The following is a 25,451-nucleotide window of genomic DNA, read 5'->3' on the forward strand; positions in this document are numbered from 1 at the left end:
CTGGCTCTGCCTGGACGGGGCCGGGCCGGGCCCGGTCAGTGCGGCCTGCGCTGCATGGCGTCGCGGACCTCGCCGACGAGCTCCTCCAGGATGTCCTCGAGGAACACGACGCCGAGCGAGCCCCTCGGCCCGTCCACGCGCGCGAGGTGGGCGCCCGACCCCTGCATGGCACGCAGGGCGTCCTCGACCTCGTCGTCCGGGGCCGACACCGCGAGCGCCCGCACGCGCCAGCCGGGGACGGGATCGTGACGTGTCGTGTCGTCGGCGTAGAGGACGTCCTTGACGTGGAGGTACCCCACGAGGTCGCCCGACGCGTCCGCGACGGGGAACCGCGAGAACCCGGTGCGGGCGACGAGGCGCTCGAGCTCGTCGGGCGTGCATCCCTCGACGACGGTCACGAGGTCCGCGACCGGGACCATGACGTCGCTCGCCGTGCGTTCGGAGAACTCGATCGCGCCCGACAGCAGGCCCTGCTCGTCGCGCAGCACTCCCTCGGCCTGCGAGTGCTCGACGATCGACTGCACCTCCTCGGCCGTGTAGGCCGACGCCACCTCGTCCCGAGGTTCCACGCCCGACCAGCGCACCACGTGGTTCGCGACCCAGTTGAGCGCGACGATGACCGGGCGCAGCACCCGGCCGATCCACACGAGCGGCGGGCCGAACCACAGCACGGCCCGGTCGGGCCCTGCCACCGCGAGGTTCTTCGGCACCATCTCGCCGAGGACCACGTGCAGGTACACGACGACGGCCAGGGCGACCACGAACGCGATCGGGTGCGCGAGCGAGGTGCTCACGCCCAGGGCGTGCAGGGGGTCCTCGATGAGGTGCGCGAGAGCGGGCTCGGCGACGACGCCCAGGCCCGTCGAGCACACGGTCACGCCGAGCTGCGCGCACGCGAGCATGAGGGAGACGTTCTCCATCGCCCACAGCACCGTCTGGGCACGCCGGTCGCCGCGGGCCGCGAGGGGCTCGATGGCCGAGCGGCGGGCCGAGATGACGGCGAACTCCGCGCCGACGAAGAACGCGTTGCCCGCGAGGAGCACGAGGCCGAGGAGGAGCGCGGTGGTCGAGCTCATGCCGGGACCTCCCCGGGCGCGGGACGGACGTTGACCCGCTCGACCCGACGGCCCTCCATCGCCTCCACGCGGACGACGACGCGCTCGGCGCCCTCGCCCACGACGACCTCGTCGCCCGTCACGGGCACGCGCCCGAGGCGGGACATGACGAGGCCGCCGAGCGTCTCGTACGCGGCGTCCTCGGGGACGCGCAGGCCGGTGACCTCCGTCAGCTCGTCGGGGCGCAGGACGCCCGGGACGAACCAGGACCCGTCCGCGCGGCGCGCGGCGCCCGCGCGGCGACGGTCGTGCTCGTCCGCGACGTCCCCGACGAGCTCCTCGACGACGTCCTCGAGCGTCACGACGCCGGCGGTGCCCCCGTACTCGTCGACGACGACCGCCATCTGCAGCCCGAACCCGCGCAGCTCGACGAGCAGGGGCCCGAGGCGGACCGTCTCGGGGACGCGCGGCGCGTCGACCATGAGCGCCGCGGCGGGCACCTCGGGACGGCGCTCGTGCGGCACGGCCACCGCGCGGCGCAGGTGGACGAGGCCGACGACGTCGTCGCGGTCGTCGCCGATGACCGGGAACCGGGAGTGCCCGGTGCGGCGGGCGGCGTCGACCACGTCGGCGGCCGTCGCGTCGCGGTCGACGACGACCATGCGCATCCGGTCGGTCATGACGTCCACCGCCGAGAGCGTGTCGAGCTCGATCGAGTTGGTCAGCAGGGTCGCGACGGACACGTCGAGCGTGCCCTCCTGCGCGGAGCGACGCACGAGCGCGGCGAGCTCCGTGGCCGACCGCGCGCCCGAGAGCTCCTCGCGCGGCTCGACGCCGACCCGCCGCAGGATGGCGTTCGCCGACCCGTTGAGCACGGAGATCACCGGGCGGAAGAGCTTGGTGAACTGGCGCTGCACCGGGACGACCTGGCGAGCCGTCGCGTACGGCGCGCTCAGCGCGAAGTTCTTGGGGATGAGCTCCCCGACGACCATCGAGAAGGCGTTGACCACCACGAGAGCGAGGATCCCCGCGAGGACGCCGGCGACGGCCTGGCTGAGCGGGGTGCGCCCGAGCCCGTCGGCCAGGAGCGACAGGAGAGCGGGCTGCGCGGTGTAGCCGAGCAGGATCGTGGTGAGGGTGATGCCCACCTGGGCCGAGCTCAGCTCGGTCGACAGGTGCTTGAGGGCGGCACGGACGCTGCGGTCGCGCCGGTCGCTGCGGCCGTCGGGTCTGTCGCCCTCCTCGTCGGTCGGGTCGTCCCCGGATCCGACGACGGCCGGGTCGAGGGTGACGAGGGAGAACTCCCCGGCCACGAAGACGGCGGTTCCTGCGGTGAGGAGCACCCCGAGCGCGACCATGACCCAGTCGCCTACCACGAGGTGCTCCACGGATATCGGGAGGTGCTCTTCATCGTGCGCAGCATGCTAGCCCCCGGGCACGCCGGCGTCCCCGCGGACGGCCCGCGGCGGTCCGCAAATCCGCCCGACCTGGGCCGACGTGTGCCACGCTGTATCCCATGGCAGATCCGAGGGCAGCGAGCGCATTCCCCACCGGCGCGGGTGCAGGGCCGACCACGAGCCGCACCCCCGCTCCCCCGACCGGGCCGGCCGGCCAGCAGACCGCGACCGTGCTCGTCGTCGAGGACGAGCCGGCGATCGCGACGGCGATCGCGCAGCGCCTGAGCGCCGAGGGCTGGCGCGTGGAGGTCGCGCGGGACGGGCTGTCCGGCGTCGACGCCGCGACCCGCCTGCGTCCCGACGTCATCGTGCTGGACGTCATGCTCCCCGGCATCGACGGGCTCGAGGTGACGCGACGCATCCAGGCCGAGCAGCCGGTGCCCATCCTCATGCTCACCGCTCGCGACGACGAGACCGACATGCTCATCGGTCTCGGCGTGGGCGCGGACGACTACATGACGAAGCCGTTCTCCATGCGCGAGCTGGTCGCGCGCATCAAGGCGCTCCTGCGGCGCATGGACCGCGCGGCGCAGGCGGCGAGCACGACACCCGCCGAGCCCCCCATGGCCGTGGGCGACGTGACGATCGACAAGGCCCAGCGCCGCGTGTACCGCGCCGGCGAGGAGGTCCACCTGACGCCCACGGAGTTCGAGCTGCTCGTCATGCTCGCGAGCTCGCCCAAGACGGTGCTCACGCGCGAGCGCCTGCTCGCCGAGGTGTGGGACTGGGCCGACGCGAGCGGGACCCGCACCGTCGACTCGCACATCAAGGCGCTGCGCCGCAAGCTCGGTGCGGACCTCATCCGCACGGTGCACGGCGTGGGCTACGCGTTCGAGCCGCCCGCCGGATGACGACGCCCACCGGTGGGCAGGACCGGTCGACCCCGACCCGCAGCGCGCCGCACCGGTCCCACACGATCCGGCCCCACCTGCCCGACGTCCGGCCGCTCGACTCGTTCCGCTCGCTGAAGATCAAGCTCGGCGTGCTCGTCGCGGCGACGGTGACGCTCGCCGTCCTCATCACGTGGATCGGGCTGCAGAACCAGCTCGGCCCGTCGCGGACGTTCCCGCTCGCGATCGTCCTGTCGCTCCTGCTCACCCAGATCCTCGCGCGCGGCATGACGTCCCCGCTGCGCGAGATGACCGCGGCGGCGCGCGCGATGGCCGACGGCGACTACACCCGCCGCGTCCGGGCCACGAGCCGCGACGAGGTCGGTCAGCTCGCGGTGGCGTTCAACGTCATGGCGGAGGACCTCGCGACGAGCGACCAGGTGCGCCGCGAGCTCATCGCCAACGTGTCGCACGAGCTGCGCACACCGATCGCCGCGCTCCAGGCGCAGCTCGAGAACGTCGTCGACGGCGTCACCCAGCCGACGCCCGCGACGATGGAGATGGCGCTCGCCCAGACGGAGCGGCTCACCCGCCTCGTCGCGTACCTGCTCGACCTGTCGCGCATCGAGGCCGGCGCCGCGGCGCTGAACATCACCGAGATCGAGGTCGGCGACTTTCTCGAGGAGAACGCCGAGGCCGTCTCGATGGTCGAGGCGGCCAAGGGGCTGCGGTACGTCGTCGACGTCACCCCGCCGGACCTCGTGCTCGAGGCCGACCGGGAGCGTCTCCACCAGGTGGTCGTGAACCTGCTCCAGAACGCGATCCGCCACTCTCCCCCGAGCGGCGAGATCCGGCTCGAGGCGTACCCCGTGGACGACGAGGTCGTGATCGAGGTCGTCGACGAGGGGCCGGGGATCGCGAAGGAGGACCGCGAGAGGATCTTCGAGCGCTTCGCGCGAGCGAGCGCGACGGGGACCCACGCGACGGGGACGCACCCGGCCGGCGGCGGCTCGACCGGCGGTACCGGGATCGGGCTGGCGATCGTCCGGTGGGCGGTCGACCTGCACGGCGGCCGGATCGAGGTCGCGGACTCGCGTCGGGGGGCGACGATGCGGGTGACGCTCCCGGCGAGGGCCGACGTCTCGCTGCCCCCGCTCGGCGACGACGTCCCCTGAGGACGACATCCCCCGACCACGCACGGTCTGCTGCCCTCGGTGCGGTGAGAGATGCGTCACAGAACCACCCGCGCATACCCCGTGATGGCCTGGAATTCCGGGCTCTTGCCCGGAGTCGAGCCGACCGTTGCACCGCGTTTGCCTCGGGCAGACGCGGCGTGAAGAACCCGGGCACGGCTCGCGCGGGAACGCCCCCGGCGGCCCTGCGAGCGGGGCCCGAGGGCCTAGGCTGGTGTGGTCCGGATGCCGGACGAGTCTGTGCCGGGGCGCGTCGTCGTCTCGCCGTCACGCGCCGACACGACTGTGACCGTACAGCGACCTGTGTGTGAAAGTGGGCGATCCTCGCGTGTCCCCGAAGGCTGAGTCAGAGGCGATCAGCGACGCAAGCTCCGTGTTCGGAGCGAACGAGTGGCTGGTCGACGAGCTCTACGAGCAGTACCTCAAGGACAAGAACGCGGTAGACCCCGCGTGGTGGGACTTCTTCGAGGACTACCGTCCGACGGAGCGCGACGACACGGGCGACGAGCCCGCACCGTCTGCGGCACCGGCGTCGGCGTCCACGAACGGCAGCCCCGCGCAGAGCGCGCCCGCTGCCCCGGCACCGGCCGCCCGACCCGCGGAGGCCACGAAGCCCACGCCGGTGACGGACGGCTCCGCCGCGGCCGAGGCCGCGCAGCGCGTCAAGGCCCCGAAGCTGCCCGCGGACCCCGCCGTCAACGCGGCGGTCGAGGCCGTGCGTGCGCACAAGCCCGTCGCGACGGCGCAGCCCGCCACCGCGCCGTACGCGCAGGTCCCGGCACGCAAGGTCGCCGCTGCGCCGGACGAGCAGACGGAGGCCGTCGACGACGTCCAGAAGCTGCGCGGCCCCGCCGCGCGCGTCGTGACGAACATGGAGTCGAGCCTCCAGGTCCCGACGGCGACGTCCGTGCGCGCCGTCCCGGCCAAGCTCATGGTCGACAACCGCATCGTCATCAACAACCACCTCGCTCGCGGTCGTGGCGGCAAGATCTCGTTCACGCACCTCATCGGCTTCGCGCTCGTCGAGGCGCTGGCGGACATGCCGGCCATGAACTCGAGCTACACCGAGCTCGACGGCAAGCCGGCCGTCAGCCAGCCGGCCCACGTGAACTTCGGCCTGGCGATCGACCTCGCGAAGCCGGACGGCACGCGCCAGCTCCTCGTCCCGAGCGTCAAGAAGGCCGACACGATGGACTTCGCCCAGTTCTGGGCGGCCTACGAGGACCTCGTGCGACGGGCGCGCGGCGGCAAGCTGGGCGTCGACGACTTCGCCGGCACGACGATCTCGCTGACGAACCCCGGCGGGATCGGCACGGTGCACTCGGTGCCGCGGCTCATGCAGGGCCAGGGCACGATCATCGGCGTCGGCGCGATGGACTACCCGGCGGAGTTCGCGGGAGCCTCGACCGAGCGCCTCGCGCGCCTCGGCATCTCGAAGGTCCTGACGATCACGTCGACCTACGACCACCGCATCATCCAGGGCGCCCAGTCGGGCGAGTTCCTGCGCATCCTGTCGCAGAAGCTGCTCGGCGAGGACGGCTTCTACGACCGCGTGTTCGCGGCGCTGCGGATCCCCTACGAGCCCGTGCGCTGGGTCCGGGACAACACGACGGACGCCGAGATCGAGGCGGCCAAGCCGGCGAAGATCGCCGAGCTCGTCCACTCGTACCGCTCCCGCGGCCACCTCATGGCGGACACCGACCCGCTCGCATACCGCCAGCGCAAGCACGGCGACCTCGACATCCAGAACCACGGCCTCACGCTGTGGGACCTGGACCGCACGTTCCCCACGGGCGGGTTCGGCGGGAAGACGAAGTCGTCGCTGCGCGACATCCTCGGCCTCCTGCGCGACTCGTACTGCCGCACCGTCGGCGTCGAGTACATGCACCTCGCGGACCGCACGCAGCGCAAGTGGCTGCAGGAGCGCCTCGAGTCCGGGTACGCCCGCACGCCGCGCGAGGACCAGCTGCGCATCCTGCGCCGGCTCAACTCCGCCGAGGCGTTCGAGACCTTCCTCCAGACGAAGTTCGTCGGCCAGAAGCGCTTCTCGCTCGAGGGCGGGGAGTCCCTCATCCCGCTGCTCGACGCGATCCTGTCGAAGGCGGCCGAGAACGGCCTCGACGAGGTCGGCATCGGCATGGCGCACCGCGGTCGCCTCAACGTGCTCGCGAACATCGCCGGCAAGAGCTACGCGCAGATCTTCGCGGAGTTCGAGGGCAACCTCGACCCGAAGAGCGTGCAGGGCTCCGGCGACGTGAAGTACCACCTCGGGACCGAAGGCACCTTCACGGCCGAGTCCGGCGCGACGACGAAGGTCTACCTCGCGGCGAACCCGTCGCACCTCGAGGCCGTCGACCCGGTGCTCGAGGGCATCGTGCGGGCCAAGCAGGACCGCATCGACCTCGGCGGCGACGGCTTCTCCGTGCTGCCGATCCTCATCCACGGCGACGCAGCCTTCGCGGGCCAGGGCGTGGTGCCCGAGGTGCTCAACCTGGCCCAGCTGCGCGGCTACCGCACGGGCGGCACGGTCCACGTCGTCGTCAACAACCAGGTCGGCTTCACCACGGGCCCGTCGTCGTCGCGCTCGACGACGTACGCGACCGACGTGGCCAAGGGCTACCAGGTCCCGATCTTCCACGTGAACGGCGACGACCCCGAGGCGTGCGTGCGCGTCGCCGAGCTGGCCTTCGCGTTCCGCGAGCAGTTCGACCGCGACGTCATCATCGACCTCATCTGCTACCGCCGCCGCGGGCACAACGAGGGCGACGACCCGTCGATGACGCAGCCGCTCATGTACAACCTCATCGAGGCGAAGCGCTCGGTGCGCAAGCTCTACACCGAGAACCTCGTCGCGCGCGGCGACATCACGCTCGAGGAGGCCGAGCACGTCCTGCAGGACTACCAGGCCCAGCTCGAGCGGGTCTTCACGGAGACGAAGGAGGGCGGCTACACGCCGTCCGCCTCGAAGGAGCCCGTGGCGGGCCTGGAGCGCCCGGAGTCGCAGCTCGAGGACGCCGGCACGATGGTCGGCTGGCGCACCGCGGTCGACCCGGACGTCGTCGAGCGCATCGGTCAGGTGCACGTCGCGCCGCCCGAGGGCTTCACCGTGCACCCCAAGCTCGCGCAGCTCCTCGAGAAGCGCCGTCAGATGTCCGTCGAGGGCGGCATCGACTGGGGCTTCGGCGAGCTCCTCGCGTTCGGCTCGCTCCTCGCCGAGGGCACGCCCGTGCGCCTCGCCGGTCAGGACTCGCGCCGCGGCACGTTCGTGCAGCGCCACGCCGTCCTGCACGACCGCGAGACGGGCGCCGAGTGGACGCCGCTGCTCTACCTCTCGGCCGACCAGGCGAAGTTCTGGGTCTACGACTCGTCGCTGTCCGAGTACGCGGCCCTCGGCTTCGAGTACGGCTACTCCGTCGAGCGCCCCGACGCCCTCGTGCTGTGGGAGGCGCAGTTCGGCGACTTCGTCAACGGCGCCCAGACGGTCATCGACGAGTTCATCTCGTCGGCGGAGCAGAAGTGGGGCCAGTACTCCTCGGTCGTCATGCTGCTCCCCCACGGCTACGAGGGACAGGGCCCGGACCACTCGTCCGCGCGCATCGAGCGCTTCCTGCAGCTCGCCGCCGAGGACAACATGACGATCGCGCAGCCGTCGACCCCCGCGTCGTACTTCCACCTGCTGCGACGTCAGGCGTACGACCGCCCCCGCCGCCCGCTCGTCGTCTTCACGCCGAAGCAGCTGCTGCGCCTCAAGGCGGCCGCGTCCCCGGTCGAGGAGTTCACCCAGGGCACCTTCAGGCCGGTGATCGCAGACGCCGCCGCCGACCCCGCGAAGGTCGACCGCGTGCTCCTGTGCACCGGTCGCGTCTACTACGACCTCCTCGCCGAGCGCACCAAGCGCGGCGACGACCGCACGGCGATCGTCCGCCTCGAGCAGCTCTACCCGCTCGACGTCGAGGCGATCCGCGCTGAGATCGCGAAGTACGGTGACGCCGAGGTCGTGTGGGTCCAGGACGAGCCCGAGAACCAGGGCGCCTGGTCGTTCGTCCACATCAACCTGCCGGAGGACCTGCCGCGCGTGCGCGTCGTCTCCCGCCCGGCGTCGGCCTCCACGGCGGCCGGCACGGCGAAGAAGCACCAGGCCCAGCAGGCCGTGCTCCTCGAGCAGGCGTTCGCCCGCTGATGTCCGGCCCGTACTCGCGGACCTGAGCACCACGAAGGCCCCCTCCCACGGGAGGGGGCCTTCGTCGTCGTGAGTGGTCGCGCGTCGTGGGCTACTTCCGGCGGCAGCCCAGGTGCGGGGGCGCGGGTCTACCATCCGCCCGCTCGTTCCTCGCGGGCTCCCGCCAGACCCACCACGACCCGCGCCCCCGCACCTGGGCCACCACCTCGCCCGACCCCTCACCTGGCGCTCGCCCCGGCGCTCACCCCAGCGATCGCGCCTCGCCGGTCGAGTGCTCACCTGCCGCTCACCCGCCGCTTGGCAGGCGCTGGCCAGGGCGACGTCACCGCAGGGCGGGACCGGAGGGGCGGCGGCGGGTCGTGGCGGGTCTGGCGGGAGCGGCGCGAGGGACGAGCGCCGCGGATAGTAGACCCGCCGCCGCTCCTCCGGTCCCGACCGACCCCACCACGAGCACGCACCCGCCGCGACGGCCGCGACCCGCCGCGACCACACCTCACCAGCGGTCGTGGACCGCCGCCCGGATGTGCTCGTCGTAGATCTCGCGGATGCCCGACGCGAAGAGCGGACCGAGCACCTCGGCCGACCCTGCGACGGCGTTGGAGCGCGCCTGCTCGACGTTGCGCGCGCCGGGGATGACGGTCGTGACGCCGGGCTGCTGCCAGATCCAGGCGATGGCTGCCTGCGCCGGGGTGAGGTCCTGGGCCACGGTGTCGCGGACGAGGTCGGAGAACGTGCGGGCCGCCTCGACACCGGTCTCGAAGTCCACTCCCGAGAACGTCTCGCCGACGTCGAACGCGCTGCCGTCGCGGTTGAAGGTCCTGTGGTCGTCGTCCGCGAACGTCGTCTCGCGCGTGTACTTGCCGGACAGCAGGCCCGAGGCGAGCGGCACGCGGGCGATGATGCCCACGCCGGCCGCGGAGGCCGCGGGAAGCACCTCGTCGAGCGGCTTCAGGCGGAACGCGTTGAGGATGATCTGCACGGTCGCGACCCCGGAGCGCGCGATGGCGGTGAGCGCCTCGTCGACCGTCTCGACGCTCACGCCGTAGGAGGCGATCGCGCCCTCGGCGACGAGCGTGTCGAGCGCGTCGTAGACCTCGTCGCGCGAGTAGACGGCCGTCGGCGGGCAGTGGAGCTGGACGAGGTCGAGCCGCTCGGTCCGCAGGTTCGCGCGCGAGCGGTCGGTCCACTCGCGGAACTTTGCGAGCGTGAAGTTCTCGGGGTCCTGCGCCTCGCGGCGGCCCATCTTCGTGGCGACGGTGATCCCGTGCCCGGGGTTGTCGGCGAGGTAGGAGCCGATGATCTGCTCGCTGCGACCGTCCCCGTAGACGTCCGCCGTGTCGAAAAACGTCACCCCGGCCTCGGCGGAGGCGTCGAGCACCGCACGCGCGTCGCCCTCGTCGACGTCGCCCCAGTCGGCGCCGAGCTGCCACGTCCCCAGCCCCACCACCGAGACGAGCCGTCCCGTGCGTCCGAGCACACGTCGTTCCATCGTTCCTCCTCGTGCTGCGTCGGGCGCGCAGGTGCACGTGCCCGGGCACCGAGTCTGACGGGCGAGGGCCCATCGTGCACCCGCGCACGCCGAGTACCGTATGTGAGCGTGAACACCGACGCACCCTCCGGCGCACAGCTGCGCATCTCCCACGGCGACCACGCCGCCACGATCACCGAGGTCGGAGCGGCGGTGCGCGAGTACGCCGTCGCGGGCCGCCCCGTCTTCCTCCCCTTCGCCGAGGACGAGGTCTCCCCCGCGTTCAACGCCGCGGTGCTGCTGCCGTGGCCCAACCGCCTGCGCGACGGCCAGTACGAGATCGACGGCACGAGGTACCAGGTCCCCGTCACCGAGTTCGCGCGCAGCACCGCGCTGCACGGCCTCGCGTGCTGGCAGCGCTGGACGGTCGTCGAGCACACCGATGCCGCGGTGACGCTCGAGCTCCGTCTGGTCCCGACGCCCGGGTACCCGTTCGCGCTGGTCTCGCGCGTCGCGTACTCGCTGAGCGACGACGGGCTGCGCGTGCACGTGCGCACCACCAACGCCGGTCGCGGCACGGCGCCGTACGGGATCGGCTTCCACCCGTGGCTGTCTCCCGCCGGCGCGGACCTCGACGACTGCACGATCCGGCTCGACGCCGTCTCGCGCGTCACGACCGACGACCGCCTGCTGCCCACGGGGACGGAGCCGGCGTCGGGCACCTTCGACCTGCGTGAGACGCGCTCCCTGCAGGGTGTGGACCTCGACGACGCCTTCGTCGACGTGACGCGTGACGAGGACGGTCTGTCGTGGATCCGGCTCGGTGCGCCGGACGGGCGCACCGCGGCCGTGTGGATGGACGCGTCGATGGACACGTGGCAGATCTGCACGGGCGACCACGTGGGCGACGCCGCGTTCCGCCGGTCGGGCGTCGCGGCGGAGCCGATGAGCTGCATCGCCGACGCGTTCCGCACCGGGGACCGGCTCGTGCGCCTCGCGCCGGGCGACTCGCACGAGGTGACATGGGGCGCCAGCCTCCTCTGAGAAACGGGCCGGTGCCCGTGCGCGGCGGTCGCGCACGGGCACCGACACGCCGGGCGGACGGCCCAGGATCGACCGCGGCTCCCGGAGTCGGGGAGAATGACCCTCGTGGAGGACGCAGCACGTCGAGAAGTCCGGATCTGCGTCGTCGGCGACGAGCTGAGCGCCGGCGTCGGGGACGCTAAGGCCCTGGGGTGGTCGGGGCGCGTCGTCGCGCGCACGCGCTTCCCGCAGCCCGTCTACGTCTTCCCGCTCGCGATCCCCGGGGAGACGACGACGGCACTGAGCCAGCGCTGGGAGGCGGAGACCGCGCGGCGGTTCTCTCCCGAGCCCGACGTCGACAACCGGCTCGTCGTCGGTCTGGGTCGCCACGACCTCGACTCCGGCCTGTCCGTGGCCCGGTCCCGGCTCAACCTCGCGAACGTGCTCGACGTCGCGGAGTCACGGCGCCTGCCGACGTTCGTCGTCGGGCCGCCGCCGGGGCACCCGCAGGACGCGGACCGGCTCGCGGAGCTGTCGAACGCCTTCGCGGACGTCGCGAACCGTCGCCGCGTGCCGTACGTCGACACCTTCAGCCCGCTCGTGACCCACGAGCAGTGGCTCGCAGACCTGGCCCAGAGCGGCAACGGCTTCCCGGGGCAGGCGGGCTACGGCCTCATGGCGTGGCTCGTGCTGCACACGGGCTGGCACGCCTGGCTCGGCCTGCCCGACGACGCGCCCTGAGGCGGCGTCGTCGGGCACCGGGTCAGCCGCGCGAGACGGTGAGGTCGCCGGACACGGTGCTCGCCGAGACGTAGGCGCCGCCGGCGGTGGGGCTCTCGGCCGGACGGTCGACGTGGTCGATCGAGGTCGTGCGCTGCGCGGAGCTCTCGAGGCGTACGCCGTCGAGCACGGCCTTGCCGGTGACGCTGCGCGCCTTGAGGTTCACGGGAGCGCCGGCGCCAAGGCGCACGGCGACGTCGCCGGAGACCGTGCGGGCGTCGACGAGCGGCGTGCTCTCGCGCGCGACCACCTCGACGCCGCTCGTCACGGTCGTGACCGACACGCGGCCCAGCGACCCCGCCACGTTGACGGCGCCGGAGGCGGTGCTCACCCGGACGTCCCCGACGTGCTCGACGACGTCCACGGGCGCGGAGGCCGTCTTGACGGAGACGGGGCCCGTCGTGCCCTGGACGCGCACCGGGCCGGTGGCGGTGGTCACCGACAGGTCGGCCGTGGTGCCCGTGACAGTGGTGGCGGCACGCGCCGTCGTCACCTTGACGGGCACGTCGGCCGGGACGGTGACGCGCACGACGGCGCGGTCCTTGTCGCGCAGGCCCTTCGCGCGGTCGACGACACCCTCGATGCCGGCGAAGTCGTAGCCGATGCGCAGCTCGCCGTCGTGCGCGCTCACCTGCAGCGGACGCTCGGTGACGTCGCCGATCTCGACGTGCGCGCCGTCGGCGCGGTTCGGGTCCGCGACGACGTCGACGGAGCCGTCGGTCAGCTGGACGACGACGCGCCGCACCTCGGCGACGTCGACGGTCTGCGGGGTGGTGACCACCCAGGTCTCGGTGCTCATGCGATCTCTCCTCGTTCGGTGTTCGGTGTTCGGTGTTTGCTGTTTGGCGCTCGGTCGAGATGGTCGGTGTGCTGGTCGAGGTCGGGAGCCGGTCCTGCAGGTCTCGCGCGTCAGTCAGGGCAGGGTGGCCCGCACGGCCCTGCGCGCGCTGTCGAGCACGGTGCGCAGCGTGTCCACGGTGAGCTCGGTGACGACGCTCGACGCGTCGGCGCGGCGCAGGTCCGCGCGCACGTCCTCGCGGAAGCGGTGCACGAGCGCCTCGGCCTCCATGCGCCACGCGTACGACTCGCGCCGGCGGGGGTCGGGCTCGCCCTCGCGCGGACGCGCGCGCGCCGACTGCGCGGCGGCGGCGAGCTCGGCGCGTAGCCCTTGGAGCGAGCCCTGGACCTCGGCCCGCAGCGCCTGCGCGCGCTGCCGGACGGTCTCGGAGATGCCGTGCTCGAGCTGCGCGACGTCGCCGCGCCGCGCCTCGATCTCGGCGCGACCGGCAGGCGTGAGCTCGTACGTCGTCTTGCGTCCTTCGACGCTGCGCCGCACCAGCCCTTCGTCCTCGAGCCGTCCGAGACGGGGGTAGATGGTTCCCGCGCTCGGCCGGTAGGTGCCGCCGAAGCGCTCCGTGAGCTCGGTGATGAGCTCGTACCCGTGCTTGGGCCCGGCGTCGAGCAGCGCGAGGAGGTACAGGCGCAGCTCGCCGTGGGCGAAGACGGTGGCCATCAGCGGTCCACCGGCCCGCTCGGGGCGCTCGCCGCGCGAGGGCCGGGAGACCCCCAGGCCGGGGCGTCGTCGGTCGCGTGCCCGGTCGCGGCGGCCGCGCGGTGCTCCGCGTCGTCGCCGGGCGACCCGCGCAGCACCGTCACGTTCCCGGAGACGGCCGACACGCGGACGGGCGCCGCCGGTCCGTGCAGCGCCGGTCGGCTGAACACGCCCGCCGTGCCCCGCTGCTCCGTCCCGTCGACGAGGAGCCGGCCGCTCAGGCACCGGATCGCGTACGACATGGCGTCCGGGTCGGGCAGCCGCACGAGCACGTCGGCGGAGACGGCGCTCACGCTCACCTCGGACGGGGTCGTGCGCGTGTCGACCGTCACCGCGCCGGAGACGGACTCGAGCCGCAGCGAGCGCAGAGAACCCGTCGCCGTGATCCCGCCCGAGACGGACTCCATGCGGACCTCGCCGTCGTGCTCGCTCACGGAGACCTCGCCCGAGACCGTGTCGACGCGCAGCTCGCCCGCCGTGCGGCTGGTCATGAGCGAGCCCGTGACCGTGCCGACGCGCACACCGTGCCGGAGCCCCGCGACGAGGCCCTCGCCCTGGACGGTGACGACCTTGGCGCGCGTCGTGGCCGGGACGGCGACGTGCACGTCCGCCGCGTCCTTGCCGGTGTAGGTGCGGAAGCGCTCGACGAAACCCTTCCAGCCGGCCTCGTACGAGCCGTAGCCGATCCGCAGGGTCGTGCCGTCCACCGTCACCTCGAGCGCGCGTCCGGTCACGGAGTGCACCTCGACGAGGACGTCGGTCCGGGCAGGGTCGCCGTGGGCGACGACGTCGATGCGGCCGCCGATGACCGTCGCGTCGAGCAGTGCGACGTGCTCCACCCCGATCGTCCGCGGACCGGTGACGGTCCAGCTCTCGTGCGTCATCCTGCGCCCCGTCCTCTCGTCCACCGGGTCGCGCCCGGAGGCGGTCGGCGGTGCTGTCCTCGCACGGCTCTTCCCCGCGGAAGGTTGCGATATATCGCGTTTCCCGAGACACGATATATCGCGTTCGGGCGCAGGGCAAGGGGCGACGTGTGGGACGATGGGAGGCGGACCGGACCCGCCGCGGGCGGCCGTTCCCGCCGAGAACCCCCCGGGACGGCACTTCCCCAGACGATCAGGAGAACATCATGAGCAAGCGCGGACGCAAGCGTCGCAGCCGCAAGGGCAACGGCGCGAACCACGGCAAGCGCCCCAACGCCTGATCCCAGGCGCAACCACGAAGGGCCCGGACCGACATCGTCGGTCCGGGCCCTTCGTCGTCCGGAGGAGTCCGCGGCGGCGGGCTTCACCGGACAGCGCCTCAGCGCGTCTCGACCACCGTGGTGGTCGTCGTCATGACGACGAGCTGCGCGTGGATCCGCGCGCGCAGGCTGGCCGGCGCCTGCTCGTGGCACGAGCGGCGCACGAGCCGCTTCACGAGCTCCTCCACGCTCAGCTCGGCGAGGCACGGCGAGCAGTGCGCGACATGAGCGCGCATCCGCAGCTCGTCGTCCGCCGTCATCTCGGAGTCCAGGTACTCGTAGAGGTGCAGGAGGGCGTGCTCGCACTCCGACTCGCCCTCGGTCGAGTGCGGGATCGGCGTGACCGCCTCGTCCGTCGCCCGCAGGCCCGGCGTCCGGCTCTCTGACGTGCTCACGACCCACCTCCAGGAGCCTTCGCCCCTACCAGTCCTCGCTTCGCGGCGTAGTCGGCCAGCAGCTCTCGCAGCTGGCGCCTGCCCCGATGCAGGCGGGACATGACCGTACCGATCGGTGTCCCCATGATCTCCGCGATCTCCTTGTACGGGAAGCCCTCGACGTCCGCGTAGTACACGACCATGCGGCGGTCCTCGGGCAGCTCCTGCAGCGCACGCTTCACGTCCGTGTCCGGCAGGCGGTCCAGCGCCTCGGCCTCCGCCGACCGCAGCCCCTGCGACGTGTGCGACGCGGCGCGCGCGATCTGCCAGTCCTCGACGTCCTCGGCCTGCGACTGCTGCGGCTCGCGCTGCTTCTTGCGGTACGTGTTGATGAACGTGTTCGTGAGGATCCGGTACAGCCACGCCTTGAGGTTGGTCCCCGGGCGGTACTGGTGGAACGCCGCGAACGCCTTGGCGAACGTCTCCTGCACGAGGTCCTCGGCGTCCGACGGGTTGCGCGTCATGCGCAGCGCCGCCGAGTACAGCTGGTCGAGGTACTGCAGCGCGTCGCGCTCGAACCGCGCCGCCCGCGCGGCGTCGTCCTCCGCCGCCGGCGCGCGGTTCGTGTCGGTGTCGTCGTCCGTGCCGGTCGTCGCGGAGACGTCGTGCTCCGTCCCCTCGGGCAGCGCGGAGGTCGGCGTCGCGGACGGCACCGTCTCGGGGCTCCCGGGGATCTGCTCAGTCATCGACAACGAGCCTAGTCCCCTGTTCGTCAGGTTGTTCTCTGGGGCCGACCTCGCGGCAGCGCCGGCCGAGAAGGCCGCCACGAAGGCCTCGTCCGGGGAGGCCGGGGCGACCGCGGGGGTGGCGGTCGACCGGGCGTCGAGCAGGATGGTCACGAGGTGTGCAACCACCCTGCACGGCGACCCATTCCCGCGGTGCCCGCCGGACCGTCCCCGGCGCCCGGCACGGGGTGTGCCGCACGACCGACGTCGCTAGCGTGACGCCCATGACCACGACCGAGAACCCGTCCCGCTTCCTCACCCTCCTGCGCGAGCAGGTCGCGCACGAGCTCGACGCGCACCAGCAGTACATCGCGATCGCCGTGTGGTTCGACTCGCACGACCTGCCCCAGCTCGCCGCGCACTTCTACCGCCAGGCGGTCGAGGAGCGCAACCACGCGATGATGATCGTGCAGTACCACCTCGACCGAGACCTGCCCGTCGTCATCCCGGGCACGAGCGACGTGCGCAACGACTTCTCCTCCGTCGTCGAGCCGCTCCAGCTCGCCCTCGACCAGGAGAAGCAGGTCACGGCCCAGATCGAGGCGATCTTCCGTGCGGCGCGCGAGGAGGGCGACGCGCTCGGCGAGCAGTTCCTCCTGTGGTTCCTCAAGGAGCAGGTCGAGGAGGTCGCGTCGGCGACCACGCTCCTCACCGTCGCGCAGCGCGCCGGGGACAACCTGTTCGACCTCGAGAACTACGTCGCGCGCGAGACGATCGGCGACTCGGGCGAGTCCGCGGACGCGCCCGAGGCGGCGGGCGGTGCGCTCTGACCGGTCGCCTCGTCGCCTCGGGCGAGTCCGCGGACGCGCCCGAGGCGGCGGGCGGTGCGCTCTGACCGGTCGCCTCGTCGCCGGGCGCAGCGTTCCGGGCGCCACCGGGTGAGATGAGGGAGGGCGCGCGCGATCTACCATCCGCCCGCTCGTCCCTCGCGGGCTCCCGCCAGACCCGCCACGATCGCGCGCGCCCTCCCTCATCGCACCCTCGTCCGTAGCTCACCCTCTCCCCTGCCCCACCGTCGTCCCGCGCCTCCCTCGTCCCGCGCCCCGTGCCCGTCTCCCCACTCGTCCGTCCGTGGCGCCGTCGCCGGTGGCGCGCGGACCGTCGGCGCGGCAGGCTGGGACCGACACGCGACCGAAGGAGTACCGATGCTGCTGCGTCACCTCGCGAGGCCCATGCTGGCCTCCTGGTTCGTCTACGACGGCGTCCAGACCGCGCTCAAGCCGGCCGAGCACGTCCGCGCCGCGCGCAGCGGCGTCGAGCTCGTCGAGAAGGGCGCCGGCGTGGAGGCTCCGCTCAGCGACGCGCAGGTCACGGCGCTCGTCCGGGCGCACGGTGTCGCGACGGCCGTCGCGGGCGTGTTCCTCGCCGTCAGCAAGGCGCCCCGCACGGCGGCGCTCACGCTCGCGGCGCTCACCGTCCCGCTCGCCGTCGTCAACCAGCCGTTCACCGGCGGCGAGGCGACCCGGTCGGAGCGCACGCGCAAGTTCGTGGCCAACATCGGGGCGATCGGTGCCGCGCTCATCGCCGGGGCCGACTACGAGGGGCGGCCGGGGGTGCAGTGGCGGCTCGAGAAGGCGCGCCACGACCTGGCCCGGGCCAAGCAGGCCAAGCAGGACGCCGTCGTCGCGCGCGCCCAGGGCACGGCGAAGGGCGTCAAGGGGACGGCGAAGGGTGTCACGGGTTCCGCGAAGCAGGCGTCCGCCGATGCCGGGCGCGCCGCGCGGCGGGCGGCGAAGGCCGCTCGCGAGGCCGCCGAGCACGCCGCGAGCCTCACGGCGGGTGCCGTGCACGACGCCGGTGCGGCCGTCCGCTCGAAGGTCGCCTGACCGCGGGCGACGACGAGCGGGGCGGGCCGACCTCGTCCGCGGGGCGGCAGGGTCCGGCGTCGGGCCCTGCCCCTCCACTAGCCTGGGCACCATGACCGACCCGCGCCCCGCAGCCCCCGTCCCCGCCGAGGCGGAAGGGTGGGCAGCGCCGACGGTCGCCGGACCTCTCGACGCGACCGTCGAGGTGCCGGGCTCGAAGTCGCTGACGAACCGCCTCCTCGTCCTCGCGGCCCTCGCGGACGGTCCGGGTGCTCTGCGCGGCGCGCTGCGCAGCCGCGACGCCGACCTCATGGCGGCCGGGCTCCGCGCGCTCGGCGTGGACGTCACCGCGGGCTCGTCCCCGGCCGAGCTGCACGTCACGCCGGGTGCCCTGCGTGGTCCTGCGGAGATCGACTGCGGCCTCGCCGGCACGGTCATGCGGTTCCTTCCGCCCGTCGCCGCGCTCGCCGACGGGACGGTGCGGTTCGACGGCGACGAGGGCGCCCGCGTGCGACCCATGGGACCGGTCCTGACGGCGCTCCGCGCGCTCGACGTCGGCGTCACGGACGGGGACGGCGGGACGGCAGGCCCTCTGACGACCCTCCCGTTCACGATCCGTGGCCGCGGCCGGGTGCGCGGCGGGTCGGTCGACGTGAACGCGTCGGCGTCGAGCCAGTTCGTCTCGGGGCTGCTGCTCGCGGCCGCGCGGTTCGACCAGGGCCTGACGCTGCGCCACGTCGGCACGACCCTGCCGAGCATGCCGCACATCGACATGACGGTGGAGGTCCTGCGCGAGGTCGGCGTCGTGGTCGACGACTCGCGGCCGGCGATCTGGCGCGTCGAGCCCGGACCCATCACCGCACGCGACGTCCAGGTCGAGCCCGACCTCTCCAACGCCGGACCGTTCCTGGCGGCCGCGCTCGTCGCGGGCGGCACGGTCCGCGTCCCGGGCTGGCCGACCACCACCACGCAGCCCGGCGCGATGCTCGGCGAGCTCCTCACGGCGATGGGCGGTGCAGCGAGCCTCGAGGACGGCGTCATGTCCGTGACGGGCACGGGCGAGGTGCGCGGCGTCGACGTCGACCTCCACGCGGCCGGCGAGCTCGCACCGACGATCGCCGCCCTCGCGGCGCTCGCCGACTCCCCGAGCCGGCTGCGCGGCATCGCGCACCTGCGCGGCCACGAGACCGACCGCCTGGCCGCGCTCGCGACCGAGATCACGCGACTGGGCGGGCAGGCGGAGGAGACGCGCGACGGGCTCGTCATCACGCCGCGCCCTCTGCACGGCGCGACGTTCCGCACGTACCACGACCACCGGATGGCGACGTCCGCCGCCCTGATCGGCCTGCGCGTCCCCGGGGTCGCCGTGGAGAACGTGGAGACGACCGCGAAGACGCTGCCCGGGTTCGCGGGCATGTGGGAGCGGATGCTCGCCGGCGGTGCACCGGGAGCGGCCGCGCAGGGTGGCCCGGCCGCCCCCGCCGAGGGGGTGGCGGCCCGCTGATGGCACGCCGCGTCCCCGACGAGTCGGACTTCCGGTCCCGCCCCGGCAAGCGGGGCAGCCGGCCGCGCACCAAGCAGCGGCCCGAGCACGCGGACGCGGTCACCGGCTTCGTCACGGGGGTCGACCGCGGGCGGTACACGCTCCTGGTCGACGCGGACGGCCCTGACGAACGGGTCGTCGTCGCGATGAAGGCCCGCGACATCGGGCGCACGCGCGTCGTGTGCGGCGACCGGGTCGACCTCGTCGGTGACGTGTCCGGCGACGACGGCAGCCTCGCGCGCATCGTGCGCATCCAGGAGCGCAGCGCCGTCCTGCGGCGGACCGCCGACGACACCGACCCCTACGAACGGGTCATCGTCGCGAACGCCGACCAGCTCGTCGTCGTCACGGCGCTCGCCGAGCCCGAGCCGCGCACGCGCATGATCGACCGCTGCGTCGTCGCGGCGTACGACGCCGGGATGGACGTCCTGCTGTGCCTCACCAAGGCAGACCTCGCCGACCCGGCGCCGTTGCGGGCGCTCTACGAGCCGCTCGGCGTGTCGGTCGTCGAGACGCGACGCGTGCCGGACGGGCTCGCGCCGGACGGCTGGGTGATCGAGCCCCTCGACGCGGTCCGGGACGCGCTCGCCGGACGCACCTCGGTGTTCGTGGGGCACTCCGGCGTCGGGAAGTCCACGCTCGTCAACGCGCTCGTGCCCGACGCCCGGCGCGCCACCGGGATCGTGAACGACGTGACGGGCCGCGGCCGGCACACGTCGACCTCCGCCGTCGCGCTGCGCCTGCCCGGGGGCGGCTGGGTGATCGACACCCCCGGCGTGCGGTCGTTCGGGCTCGCGCACGTCGAGGTCGGGAACCTGCTGCGCGCGTTCGACGACCTGGACGACGTCGCGGCGGGGTGCCCGCGCGGGTGCACGCACCTCGACGACGCCCCCGACTGCGCCCTCGACGAGTGGGTCGAGGCGGCGCCCGACGACGAGACGCGTGCGGCCCGCGCCGCACGGCTCGAGTCGTTCCGTCGCGTGCTCACGTCGCGCACCGGCGCGGCCTGATCCCGGACCGGGGTGGCGACGCGGACCGCCCCGCCACCCCGACCGTCACGTCAGGCGCACTGGATGTTGACGGTGACCTGCTGGTTCGTCGCGATCTTGTGCCAGCCCGCGCCGGCGCTCGACGAGCCCCAGCCACTGACCGATGCGTGGCAGTACTGAGGGACGTAGAAGCCGTCGACGTCGACGCCCGACCACCAGCCGCCCGCGCTCTGACCCGCGCGGAGCGTCCCGGAGACGGCGGGAGAGGTCGACCACTGGGTCGTGTACTTCACGGGGAGCGCGGTGTGCGGGCTCGCCGTGACGCCTCCGCACATGCCGCCGACGCACTCGGCGGCCTGGGCCGGCGCCGGGCCGAGCACGACCGCGGCCAGACCGATCAGCGCGGACACGGACAGGGACGTCGCACGGAGGCGGTGACGGGATCGGGTGGTTGCAGGCACGGGAATCTCCTTCTGCTGCGAGGGTCTCGATGAGTGGGACGACGCGTCGACGCACGACGACGCTAGCCACAGGACCACGCGGACCGCCCCCGGGGACGAGAGAGTTCCGCGGGGGTTCAGCAGCGCGCCACCCCTCCGACATCTCCGGAGGTCCGGTCATCGACCGGTCACCCTGTGATGGCACGCAGTACACGTGGGCGCCATCCGCGGTCGGAAGAGTCGGCGCGGCTGCCGACCGGGCAGCGACACGACGACTCCGAGAGAAGCCGCCCTGTGAGAACACTGCACCGCAGACCGCGTTCCGCCCCTCCGCTGGTCACGCTCGTCAGCCTCGCGCTCGTCGCGTCCCTCACCACCGCACCCGGCGCCGTGGCATCGGCGCCCGCCGCCGGGGTGGCCGGCGCTGTCCCTGCGCTCACGACGGACCGGACCGGTGACCTCGACCTCCTGTCCGACCCGTTCCTCCAGCTCCCGACCGCCGACGGCGTCCGGGTGGTGTGGTTCACGGAGTTCGAGGGCACCGACAGCGTGACGCTCGTGGGCGACGGTGTCGCGGCCCTGACCGCGTCCCAGCTGGCCGTGGCCGCCGACGGGGGCGTCCCTGCGGGCGTCACGCGGGTCGAGGCCCGGACCACGCGGCTCTCCCGCGTCGCGGAGGACGCGTCGTCGCAGCTGCCGCCCGAGCTCAGGCCCGATGCCGCGGACGGGATCGTGGACCGTACCGTGTATCGCCACGAGGCGGCAGTGACGGGCCTCGAACCCGGCGTCTCCGTCCCCTACCGGGTGGTCAGTGCCGTCGGCGGCGCCGTCGCTGCGTCCGGGACCTTCTCCCTCCAGCCACAGCCCGCGCCCGGCGAGGGCAGCACGATCCTGCTGACGAGCGACCACCAGGCGATGGTGAACACGCCGGCGAACCTGCAGGCGGCCGCCCAGACGCTCGGTGACATCGATGCGGTGTTCCTCGCAGGCGACCTCGTCAACATCCCTGACCGCGCCTCCGAGTGGTTCGACGACACGCGGGGCAGCGCGTTCTTCCCGAGCCTGCAGGGCCGCGGTGGCCGGACCTCGACCGACGGGGCCGTCTACCAGGGGGGCCAGATCCTCCAGAACGCACCGCTGTACCCCGCCGTCGGCAACCACGAGGTCCAGGGCCGGCGTGCCGGCGCGAAGAGCCTCGGCGCGTCCTTCAACGCCCCCGTGCCCCGCGAGGTGGCGGAGGCGGAGTACGCGAAGGTCGCGGCGAGCGTCAACCCGGGCGACGACCCGGCCGTCGAGGCGCGATGGATCGAGGACAACTCGTTCTCGACCACGACCTACGAGGAGATCTTCACGCTCCCGGAGGACTCGCCCGGCGGCGAGACCTACTACGCGACGACCTTCGGTGACGTGCGGCTGGTCTCGCTCTACTCGACCCGGATCTGGCGCGGGACCGCCGCCCAGGCCGACCCCGCAGCGCGCACGAGCTCGTCCCGCTACCAGGAGGCCGCTGCGAACCTCGACGACCCGCTCGCCCAGGGTTACGGGGAGCACGTCTTCGAGGCGATCGACGCGTCGAGCGAGCAGTACGCGTGGCTGTCGGAGGAGCTGCAGAGCGAGGAGTTCACGAACGCCCGGTACCGCGTCGTGATCCTCCACGAGGGACCGCAAGGGCTGGGCGACAACATCATGCCCGTGTTCGCCGATCCGGTCCGGATCGAGGAGAAGGACGAGGCGGGTGCCGTCGTCGGCGTGCGCTACGAGTACCCGACGTCGGCGAACTCCCTGCTGTACGACCTCCAGCCGCTCCTCGAGGACGCCGGGGTCGACCTCGTCCAGAACGGCCACAGCCACCTCTGGAACCGGTTCGAGAGCGACAACGGGATCACCCACTTCCTCGAGACCTCGAACACGGGCAACACCTACGGGGCCTTCCACGCGCTGTCCGGCCGCTCCCGTCCGCTGCCGGGCGCGCCGTGGGACGCGGCGAACTACCTCGCGCAGGGCAACCCCGGTGGTCTCGCCCCGGTGGTCCCGACGGTGAACCCGCACCGGGCGTCCGACGGCACACCGCTCCCGTTCGTCCAGAGCAACACGAACGCGGTGTTCACGGCGCTCGACACGGCGACCGGCGAGGTCACGAGCTACGACCTCGACCTCGCCGCCGGCGGGAAGCCACGGATCCTCGACCGTTTCACGATCGGCCGACCGGCCGGGGACGGCACGGGTGTCGACCTCATGGTGAGCGTGACGGCCGAGTCGACCCCCGGCGAGCTGGTCTGGTCGGTCGCGAGCGACGCCCCCGTCGACCTGGGCGTGGCAGCTCCGGCAGGCGATCGCACGGCGGCCCACGGGACCCTGCACGAGGTGAGCGTCACCGACACGCGCCAGGGATCTCCCGCCTGGTACCTCACGGGTCAGGTCGGTGACTTCCGGTCGGGGTCGGGTTCCACGCTGGCCGCCTCCTCGCTCGGTTGGGAACCACGGCTCCTCCGCCCGGGTGGCGGCACGCGCCAGGGCGTCACCGTCGAGCCGGACCTGCTGGCCGGCAAGGGGCTCGCGACGCCGTCCGTCCTCGGGTCGGCGCCGCCCGGCCACGACCAGGGCACCGCTGTCCTCGGCGCGGAGCTCTCCCTCGAGGCGCCCGTCGAGGCACCGACCGGTCGCTACACGTCGACCCTCACGCTGACGGCGCTCGGCTGAGGATGACCGACAACACGGTGCGCGGGACCGGCGGGCGTCGCTCGCCGGTCCCGTACCTCATGCTCCTCGTCGCAGGCCTCGTCGGAGCGCTCTGGACCCCGCCCGCCGTGGCCGAGCCCGGACCCGAGGCACCTGACGGGACCGTCACCTGGGGAGTCCGTCCGGCAGAGACCGCTGAGGGCGTCGAACGCCCCACGCTGCGTCTCGAGGTCGAGCCCGGCTCCACCGCGGACGACGCCGTGGTGGTGTCGAACTACTCCGCCGAACCCCTCGGGCTCGCTCTCTACCCCGCGGACGTGCGCACCGGGCAGGACGGCACACCGGCCGCTGCGCTCGCGGCGGACGAGCCGGAGGGAGCCGCTGCGTGGGTGACGCTCGACGCGGCGACCGTGACCGTCGATCCGGGCGCCTCGGCGACCGTGCCGTTCCGGGTAGCCGTCCCGGCGGACGCGGAACCGGGTGACCACACGTTCGCGCTCCTCACGGCCTGGAAGGACGACCAGGGCGGCCTCTCCGTCGACCGTCGTCTCGGGACGGTCGTCGACGTGCGCGTAGCGGGCCCCGTCCGGCCCACGCTCGCGGTCGAGGACCTCCAGGTCCGTGCGGACGAGGCCCTCTCCCCGGCGTCCACCCGCGGTGTGACGCTGCGGTACACGCTCGTCAACAGCGGCAACGTCCGCGTGCGGGCGCAGGCGAGCGTGGAGCTGCGCGACCTCCTCGGGCGTGACGTCGGTGGCAGCCCGCCGACCACCACGACGGCCGCCCACGAGGAAGGTGTCGAGCTGCTGCCCGGGGACCGTGTGAGGGTGACGACCTCGATCGAGGACGTCGCGGCTCCCGCGCTCCACCTGCGCGCCCGGCTGACGGTCGCACCCGTCGTCGTGGACCGCGAGCCACCCTCGCCGGACCCTGTCCCGGCGATCGCCACGGCCGGGACGGTCGTCGTCCCGTGGGCGGCCCTCGCCGCGCTGCTCCTCCTCGCCGGCGTCCTGTGGGCGGTCCGCCGACGTCGACGCCGTGCGGCGCGCTGGGAGGCTCGCATCGCGGCGGAGGTCGAGCGTCGCGCTCGGCTCGGGGCCGCGACCCGCGAGCCGGAGCCGGTCGGCACGCCTCCAGGCGGCTGACGACGGCTCTGCCGCTGTCGCACGGGCAGGAGGCCCTGCCCTGCGAGGCGCGCGCACCATGCCGGGCGCCACCGCTACGGTGTGAGCCATGACGCCCCCCTCGACGCGGAGCTACGACGACGACCTGCGCCTCGCCCACGTGATCGCCGACCAGGTCGACGGCCACACGATGTCCCGATTCAAGGCGATCGACCTGCACGTGGAGTCGAAGCCCGACTCGACGCCGGTGAGCGACGCCGACCGCGCCGCGGAGGAGATCATCCGCGCCGGGCTCGGCCGTGCGCGGGGGCGGGACGCGATCGTCGGCGAGGAGTACGGCGAGACCGGGCACGGGTCGCGACGCTGGATCATCGACCCGATCGACGGGACGAAGAACTTCGTGCGCGGCGTGCCGGTGTGGGCCACGCTCATCGCGCTCGCCGACGGCGACGAGGTCGTCGTCGGTCTGGTCTCCGCCCCCGCCCTCGGCCGCCGCTGGTGGGCCGCGAAGGGCACCGGCGCGTGGACCGGCAAGTCGCTCGCCGCCGCGTCGCGCCTCCAGGTGTCCGCGGTCTCGCGGTGGGAGGACGCGTCGCTCGCCTACTCCTCGCTCACCGGCTGGGAGGAGCGCGACCGCCTCGACCCGTTCCTCGACCTCATGCGGGGTGCGTGGCGCACGCGCGGCTACGGAGACTTCTGGTCGTACATGCTCGTGGCCGAGGGCGCCGTCGACGCCGCCGCCGAGCCCGAGCTCGAGCTCTACGACATGGCCGCGCTGGTGCCGATCGTCACCGAGGCGGGCGGGCGGTTCACGTCGCTCGACGGCGCCCAGGGCCCCTGGGGCGGCAACGCCGTCGCGACGAACGGTCTCCTCCACGACGAGGTGCTCGGCCGCCTGGGCTGAGGCCGGCGGGTGCCGGTCGTCCGGCGG

At 73.4% G+C, this 25,451-nt stretch carries 22 protein-coding genes; 13 read left to right on the forward strand and 9 right to left on the reverse strand.

Features of this window, described 5'->3' with window-relative positions:
• Positions 1 to 35: 35 nt before the first annotated feature.
• Positions 36 to 1,076 (reverse strand): hemolysin family protein, encoded by a 1,041-nt coding sequence (locus tag V5D56_RS18005; protein ID WP_435736637.1) that lies wholly within the window; start codon positions 1,074 to 1,076, stop codon positions 36 to 38.
• Entirely contained in the window at positions 1,073 to 2,431 is a 1,359-nt protein-coding gene (locus tag V5D56_RS18010) for a hemolysin family protein (protein WP_435736638.1), read from the reverse strand. The genes V5D56_RS18005 and V5D56_RS18010 overlap by 4 nt, the downstream gene beginning before the upstream one ends.
• Before the next feature lie 140 nt (positions 2,432 to 2,571).
• Here V5D56_RS18010 and V5D56_RS18015 point away from each other — a divergent pair, with 140 nt between their 5' ends.
• From V5D56_RS18015 to V5D56_RS18025, 3 genes are all read left to right on the forward strand, one after another.
• Positions 2,572 to 3,363, forward strand: coding sequence for a response regulator transcription factor (locus V5D56_RS18015; RefSeq protein ID WP_435736639.1), 792 nt, complete (start codon positions 2,572 to 2,574; stop codon positions 3,361 to 3,363).
• A complete protein-coding gene (locus tag V5D56_RS18020) occupies positions 3,360 to 4,517 on the forward strand; it encodes a sensor histidine kinase (protein ID WP_435736640.1) in 1,158 nt (385 codons plus the stop codon). Before V5D56_RS18015 ends, V5D56_RS18020 begins: the two co-directional genes overlap by 4 nt.
• Positions 4,518 to 4,908: 391 nt before the next feature.
• Positions 4,909 to 8,715 (forward strand): multifunctional oxoglutarate decarboxylase/oxoglutarate dehydrogenase thiamine pyrophosphate-binding subunit/dihydrolipoyllysine-residue succinyltransferase subunit, encoded by a 3,807-nt coding sequence (locus V5D56_RS18025; RefSeq protein ID WP_435736641.1) that lies wholly within the window; start codon positions 4,909 to 4,911, stop codon positions 8,713 to 8,715.
• 493 nt (positions 8,716 to 9,208) lie between these two features.
• Here V5D56_RS18025 and V5D56_RS18030 read toward each other — a convergent pair whose 3' ends face one another.
• Positions 9,209 to 10,204 carry an aldo/keto reductase gene (locus V5D56_RS18030; RefSeq protein ID WP_435736642.1) on the reverse strand — a complete coding sequence of 332 codons (996 nt, stop codon included), beginning with the start codon at positions 10,202 to 10,204 and terminating at the stop codon, positions 9,209 to 9,211.
• A 108-nt stretch (positions 10,205 to 10,312) separates the two neighbouring features.
• Here V5D56_RS18030 and V5D56_RS18035 point away from each other — a divergent pair, with 108 nt between their 5' ends.
• Together V5D56_RS18035 and V5D56_RS18040 are read left to right on the forward strand one after the other, a co-directional pair.
• Positions 10,313 to 11,227: an aldose 1-epimerase family protein gene (locus V5D56_RS18035; protein ID WP_435736643.1), complete on the forward strand. Its 915-nt coding sequence runs from the start codon at positions 10,313 to 10,315 to the stop codon at positions 11,225 to 11,227.
• A gap of 105 nt (positions 11,228 to 11,332) precedes the next feature.
• On the forward strand, positions 11,333 to 11,947 hold the full coding sequence (locus V5D56_RS18040) for a GDSL-type esterase/lipase family protein (protein ID WP_435736644.1): 615 nt from the start codon (positions 11,333 to 11,335) through the stop codon (positions 11,945 to 11,947).
• 22 nt (positions 11,948 to 11,969) lie between these two features.
• Here V5D56_RS18040 and V5D56_RS18045 read toward each other — a convergent pair whose 3' ends face one another.
• The 3 genes from V5D56_RS18045 to V5D56_RS18055 all read right to left on the reverse strand — a co-directional run bounded on the left by V5D56_RS18045 (position 11,970) and on the right by V5D56_RS18055 (position 14,422).
• Complete coding sequence (locus tag V5D56_RS18045; RefSeq protein ID WP_435736645.1) at positions 11,970 to 12,785, reverse strand: DUF4097 family beta strand repeat-containing protein; 816 nt, start codon at positions 12,783 to 12,785, stop codon at positions 11,970 to 11,972.
• Positions 12,786 to 12,899: 114 nt separating this feature from the next.
• A complete protein-coding gene (locus V5D56_RS18050) occupies positions 12,900 to 13,499 on the reverse strand; it encodes a PadR family transcriptional regulator (protein WP_435736646.1) in 600 nt (199 codons plus the stop codon).
• The gene (locus V5D56_RS18055; RefSeq protein WP_435736647.1) at positions 13,499 to 14,422 is read right to left on the reverse strand and encodes a DUF4097 family beta strand repeat-containing protein; all 924 of its coding nucleotides are present in this window, start codon (positions 14,420 to 14,422) and stop codon (positions 13,499 to 13,501) included. The genes V5D56_RS18050 and V5D56_RS18055 overlap by 1 nt, the downstream gene beginning before the upstream one ends.
• 245 nt (positions 14,423 to 14,667) lie before the next feature.
• Here V5D56_RS18055 and V5D56_RS18060 point away from each other — a divergent pair, with 245 nt between their 5' ends.
• A complete protein-coding gene (locus V5D56_RS18060) occupies positions 14,668 to 14,742 on the forward strand; it encodes a 50S ribosomal protein bL37 (RefSeq protein WP_375791718.1) in 75 nt (24 codons plus the stop codon).
• 98 nt (positions 14,743 to 14,840) lie between these two features.
• On the opposite strand, the gene rsrA is transcribed toward V5D56_RS18060, so the two are convergent.
• Together rsrA and V5D56_RS18070 are read right to left on the reverse strand one after the other, a co-directional pair.
• Entirely contained in the window at positions 14,841 to 15,176 is a 336-nt protein-coding gene (gene rsrA, locus V5D56_RS18065; protein WP_435736648.1) for a mycothiol system anti-sigma-R factor, read from the reverse strand.
• Positions 15,173 to 15,901, reverse strand: a complete 729-nt coding sequence (locus V5D56_RS18070) for a sigma-70 family RNA polymerase sigma factor (protein ID WP_435736649.1) — start codon at positions 15,899 to 15,901, stop codon at positions 15,173 to 15,175. Before V5D56_RS18070 ends, rsrA begins: the two co-directional genes overlap by 4 nt.
• A 263-nt stretch (positions 15,902 to 16,164) precedes the next feature.
• Between V5D56_RS18070 and V5D56_RS18075 the strand changes: the two genes are divergently transcribed.
• The 4 genes from V5D56_RS18075 (at position 16,165) to rsgA (ending at position 20,298) form a co-directional block, all read left to right on the forward strand.
• Positions 16,165 to 16,710 carry a ferritin gene (locus V5D56_RS18075; RefSeq protein WP_435736650.1) on the forward strand — a complete coding sequence of 182 codons (546 nt, stop codon included), beginning with the start codon at positions 16,165 to 16,167 and terminating at the stop codon, positions 16,708 to 16,710.
• A 375-nt stretch (positions 16,711 to 17,085) separates the two neighbouring features.
• On the forward strand, positions 17,086 to 17,766 hold the full coding sequence (locus tag V5D56_RS18080; RefSeq protein ID WP_435736651.1) for a DoxX family membrane protein: 681 nt from the start codon (positions 17,086 to 17,088) through the stop codon (positions 17,764 to 17,766).
• 91 nt (positions 17,767 to 17,857) lie between these two features.
• Complete coding sequence (gene aroA / locus V5D56_RS18085) at positions 17,858 to 19,249, forward strand: 3-phosphoshikimate 1-carboxyvinyltransferase (protein WP_435736652.1); 1,392 nt, start codon at positions 17,858 to 17,860, stop codon at positions 19,247 to 19,249.
• Positions 19,249 to 20,298 (forward strand): ribosome small subunit-dependent GTPase A, encoded by a 1,050-nt coding sequence (gene rsgA, locus V5D56_RS18090; RefSeq protein ID WP_435736653.1) that lies wholly within the window; start codon positions 19,249 to 19,251, stop codon positions 20,296 to 20,298. The genes aroA and rsgA overlap by 1 nt, the downstream gene beginning before the upstream one ends.
• A 50-nt stretch (positions 20,299 to 20,348) precedes the next feature.
• Here the strand turns inward: rsgA and V5D56_RS18095 are convergent, their stop codons facing one another.
• Positions 20,349 to 20,738, reverse strand: a complete 390-nt coding sequence (locus V5D56_RS18095; RefSeq protein ID WP_435736654.1) for a hypothetical protein — start codon at positions 20,736 to 20,738, stop codon at positions 20,349 to 20,351.
• 273 nt (positions 20,739 to 21,011) lie between these two features.
• On the opposite strand from V5D56_RS18095, the gene V5D56_RS18100 reads away from it, so the two are divergent.
• From V5D56_RS18100 to hisN, 3 genes are all read left to right on the forward strand, one after another.
• Complete coding sequence (locus tag V5D56_RS18100; protein ID WP_435736655.1) at positions 21,012 to 23,417, forward strand: metallophosphoesterase family protein; 2,406 nt, start codon at positions 21,012 to 21,014, stop codon at positions 23,415 to 23,417.
• Between the two features lie 2 nt (positions 23,418 to 23,419).
• Positions 23,420 to 24,541 carry a hypothetical protein gene (locus V5D56_RS18105; protein WP_435736656.1) on the forward strand — a complete coding sequence of 374 codons (1,122 nt, stop codon included), beginning with the start codon at positions 23,420 to 23,422 and terminating at the stop codon, positions 24,539 to 24,541.
• An 88-nt stretch (positions 24,542 to 24,629) separates the two neighbouring features.
• Positions 24,630 to 25,424, forward strand: coding sequence for a histidinol-phosphatase (hisN, locus tag V5D56_RS18110; protein WP_435736657.1), 795 nt, complete (start codon positions 24,630 to 24,632; stop codon positions 25,422 to 25,424).
• Positions 25,425 to 25,451 lie beyond the last annotated feature (27 nt).

It is taken from the genome of Cellulosimicrobium sp. PMB13, from assembly GCF_051294865.1.
GTDB lineage: Bacteria > Actinomycetota > Actinomycetes > Actinomycetales > Cellulomonadaceae > Cellulosimicrobium.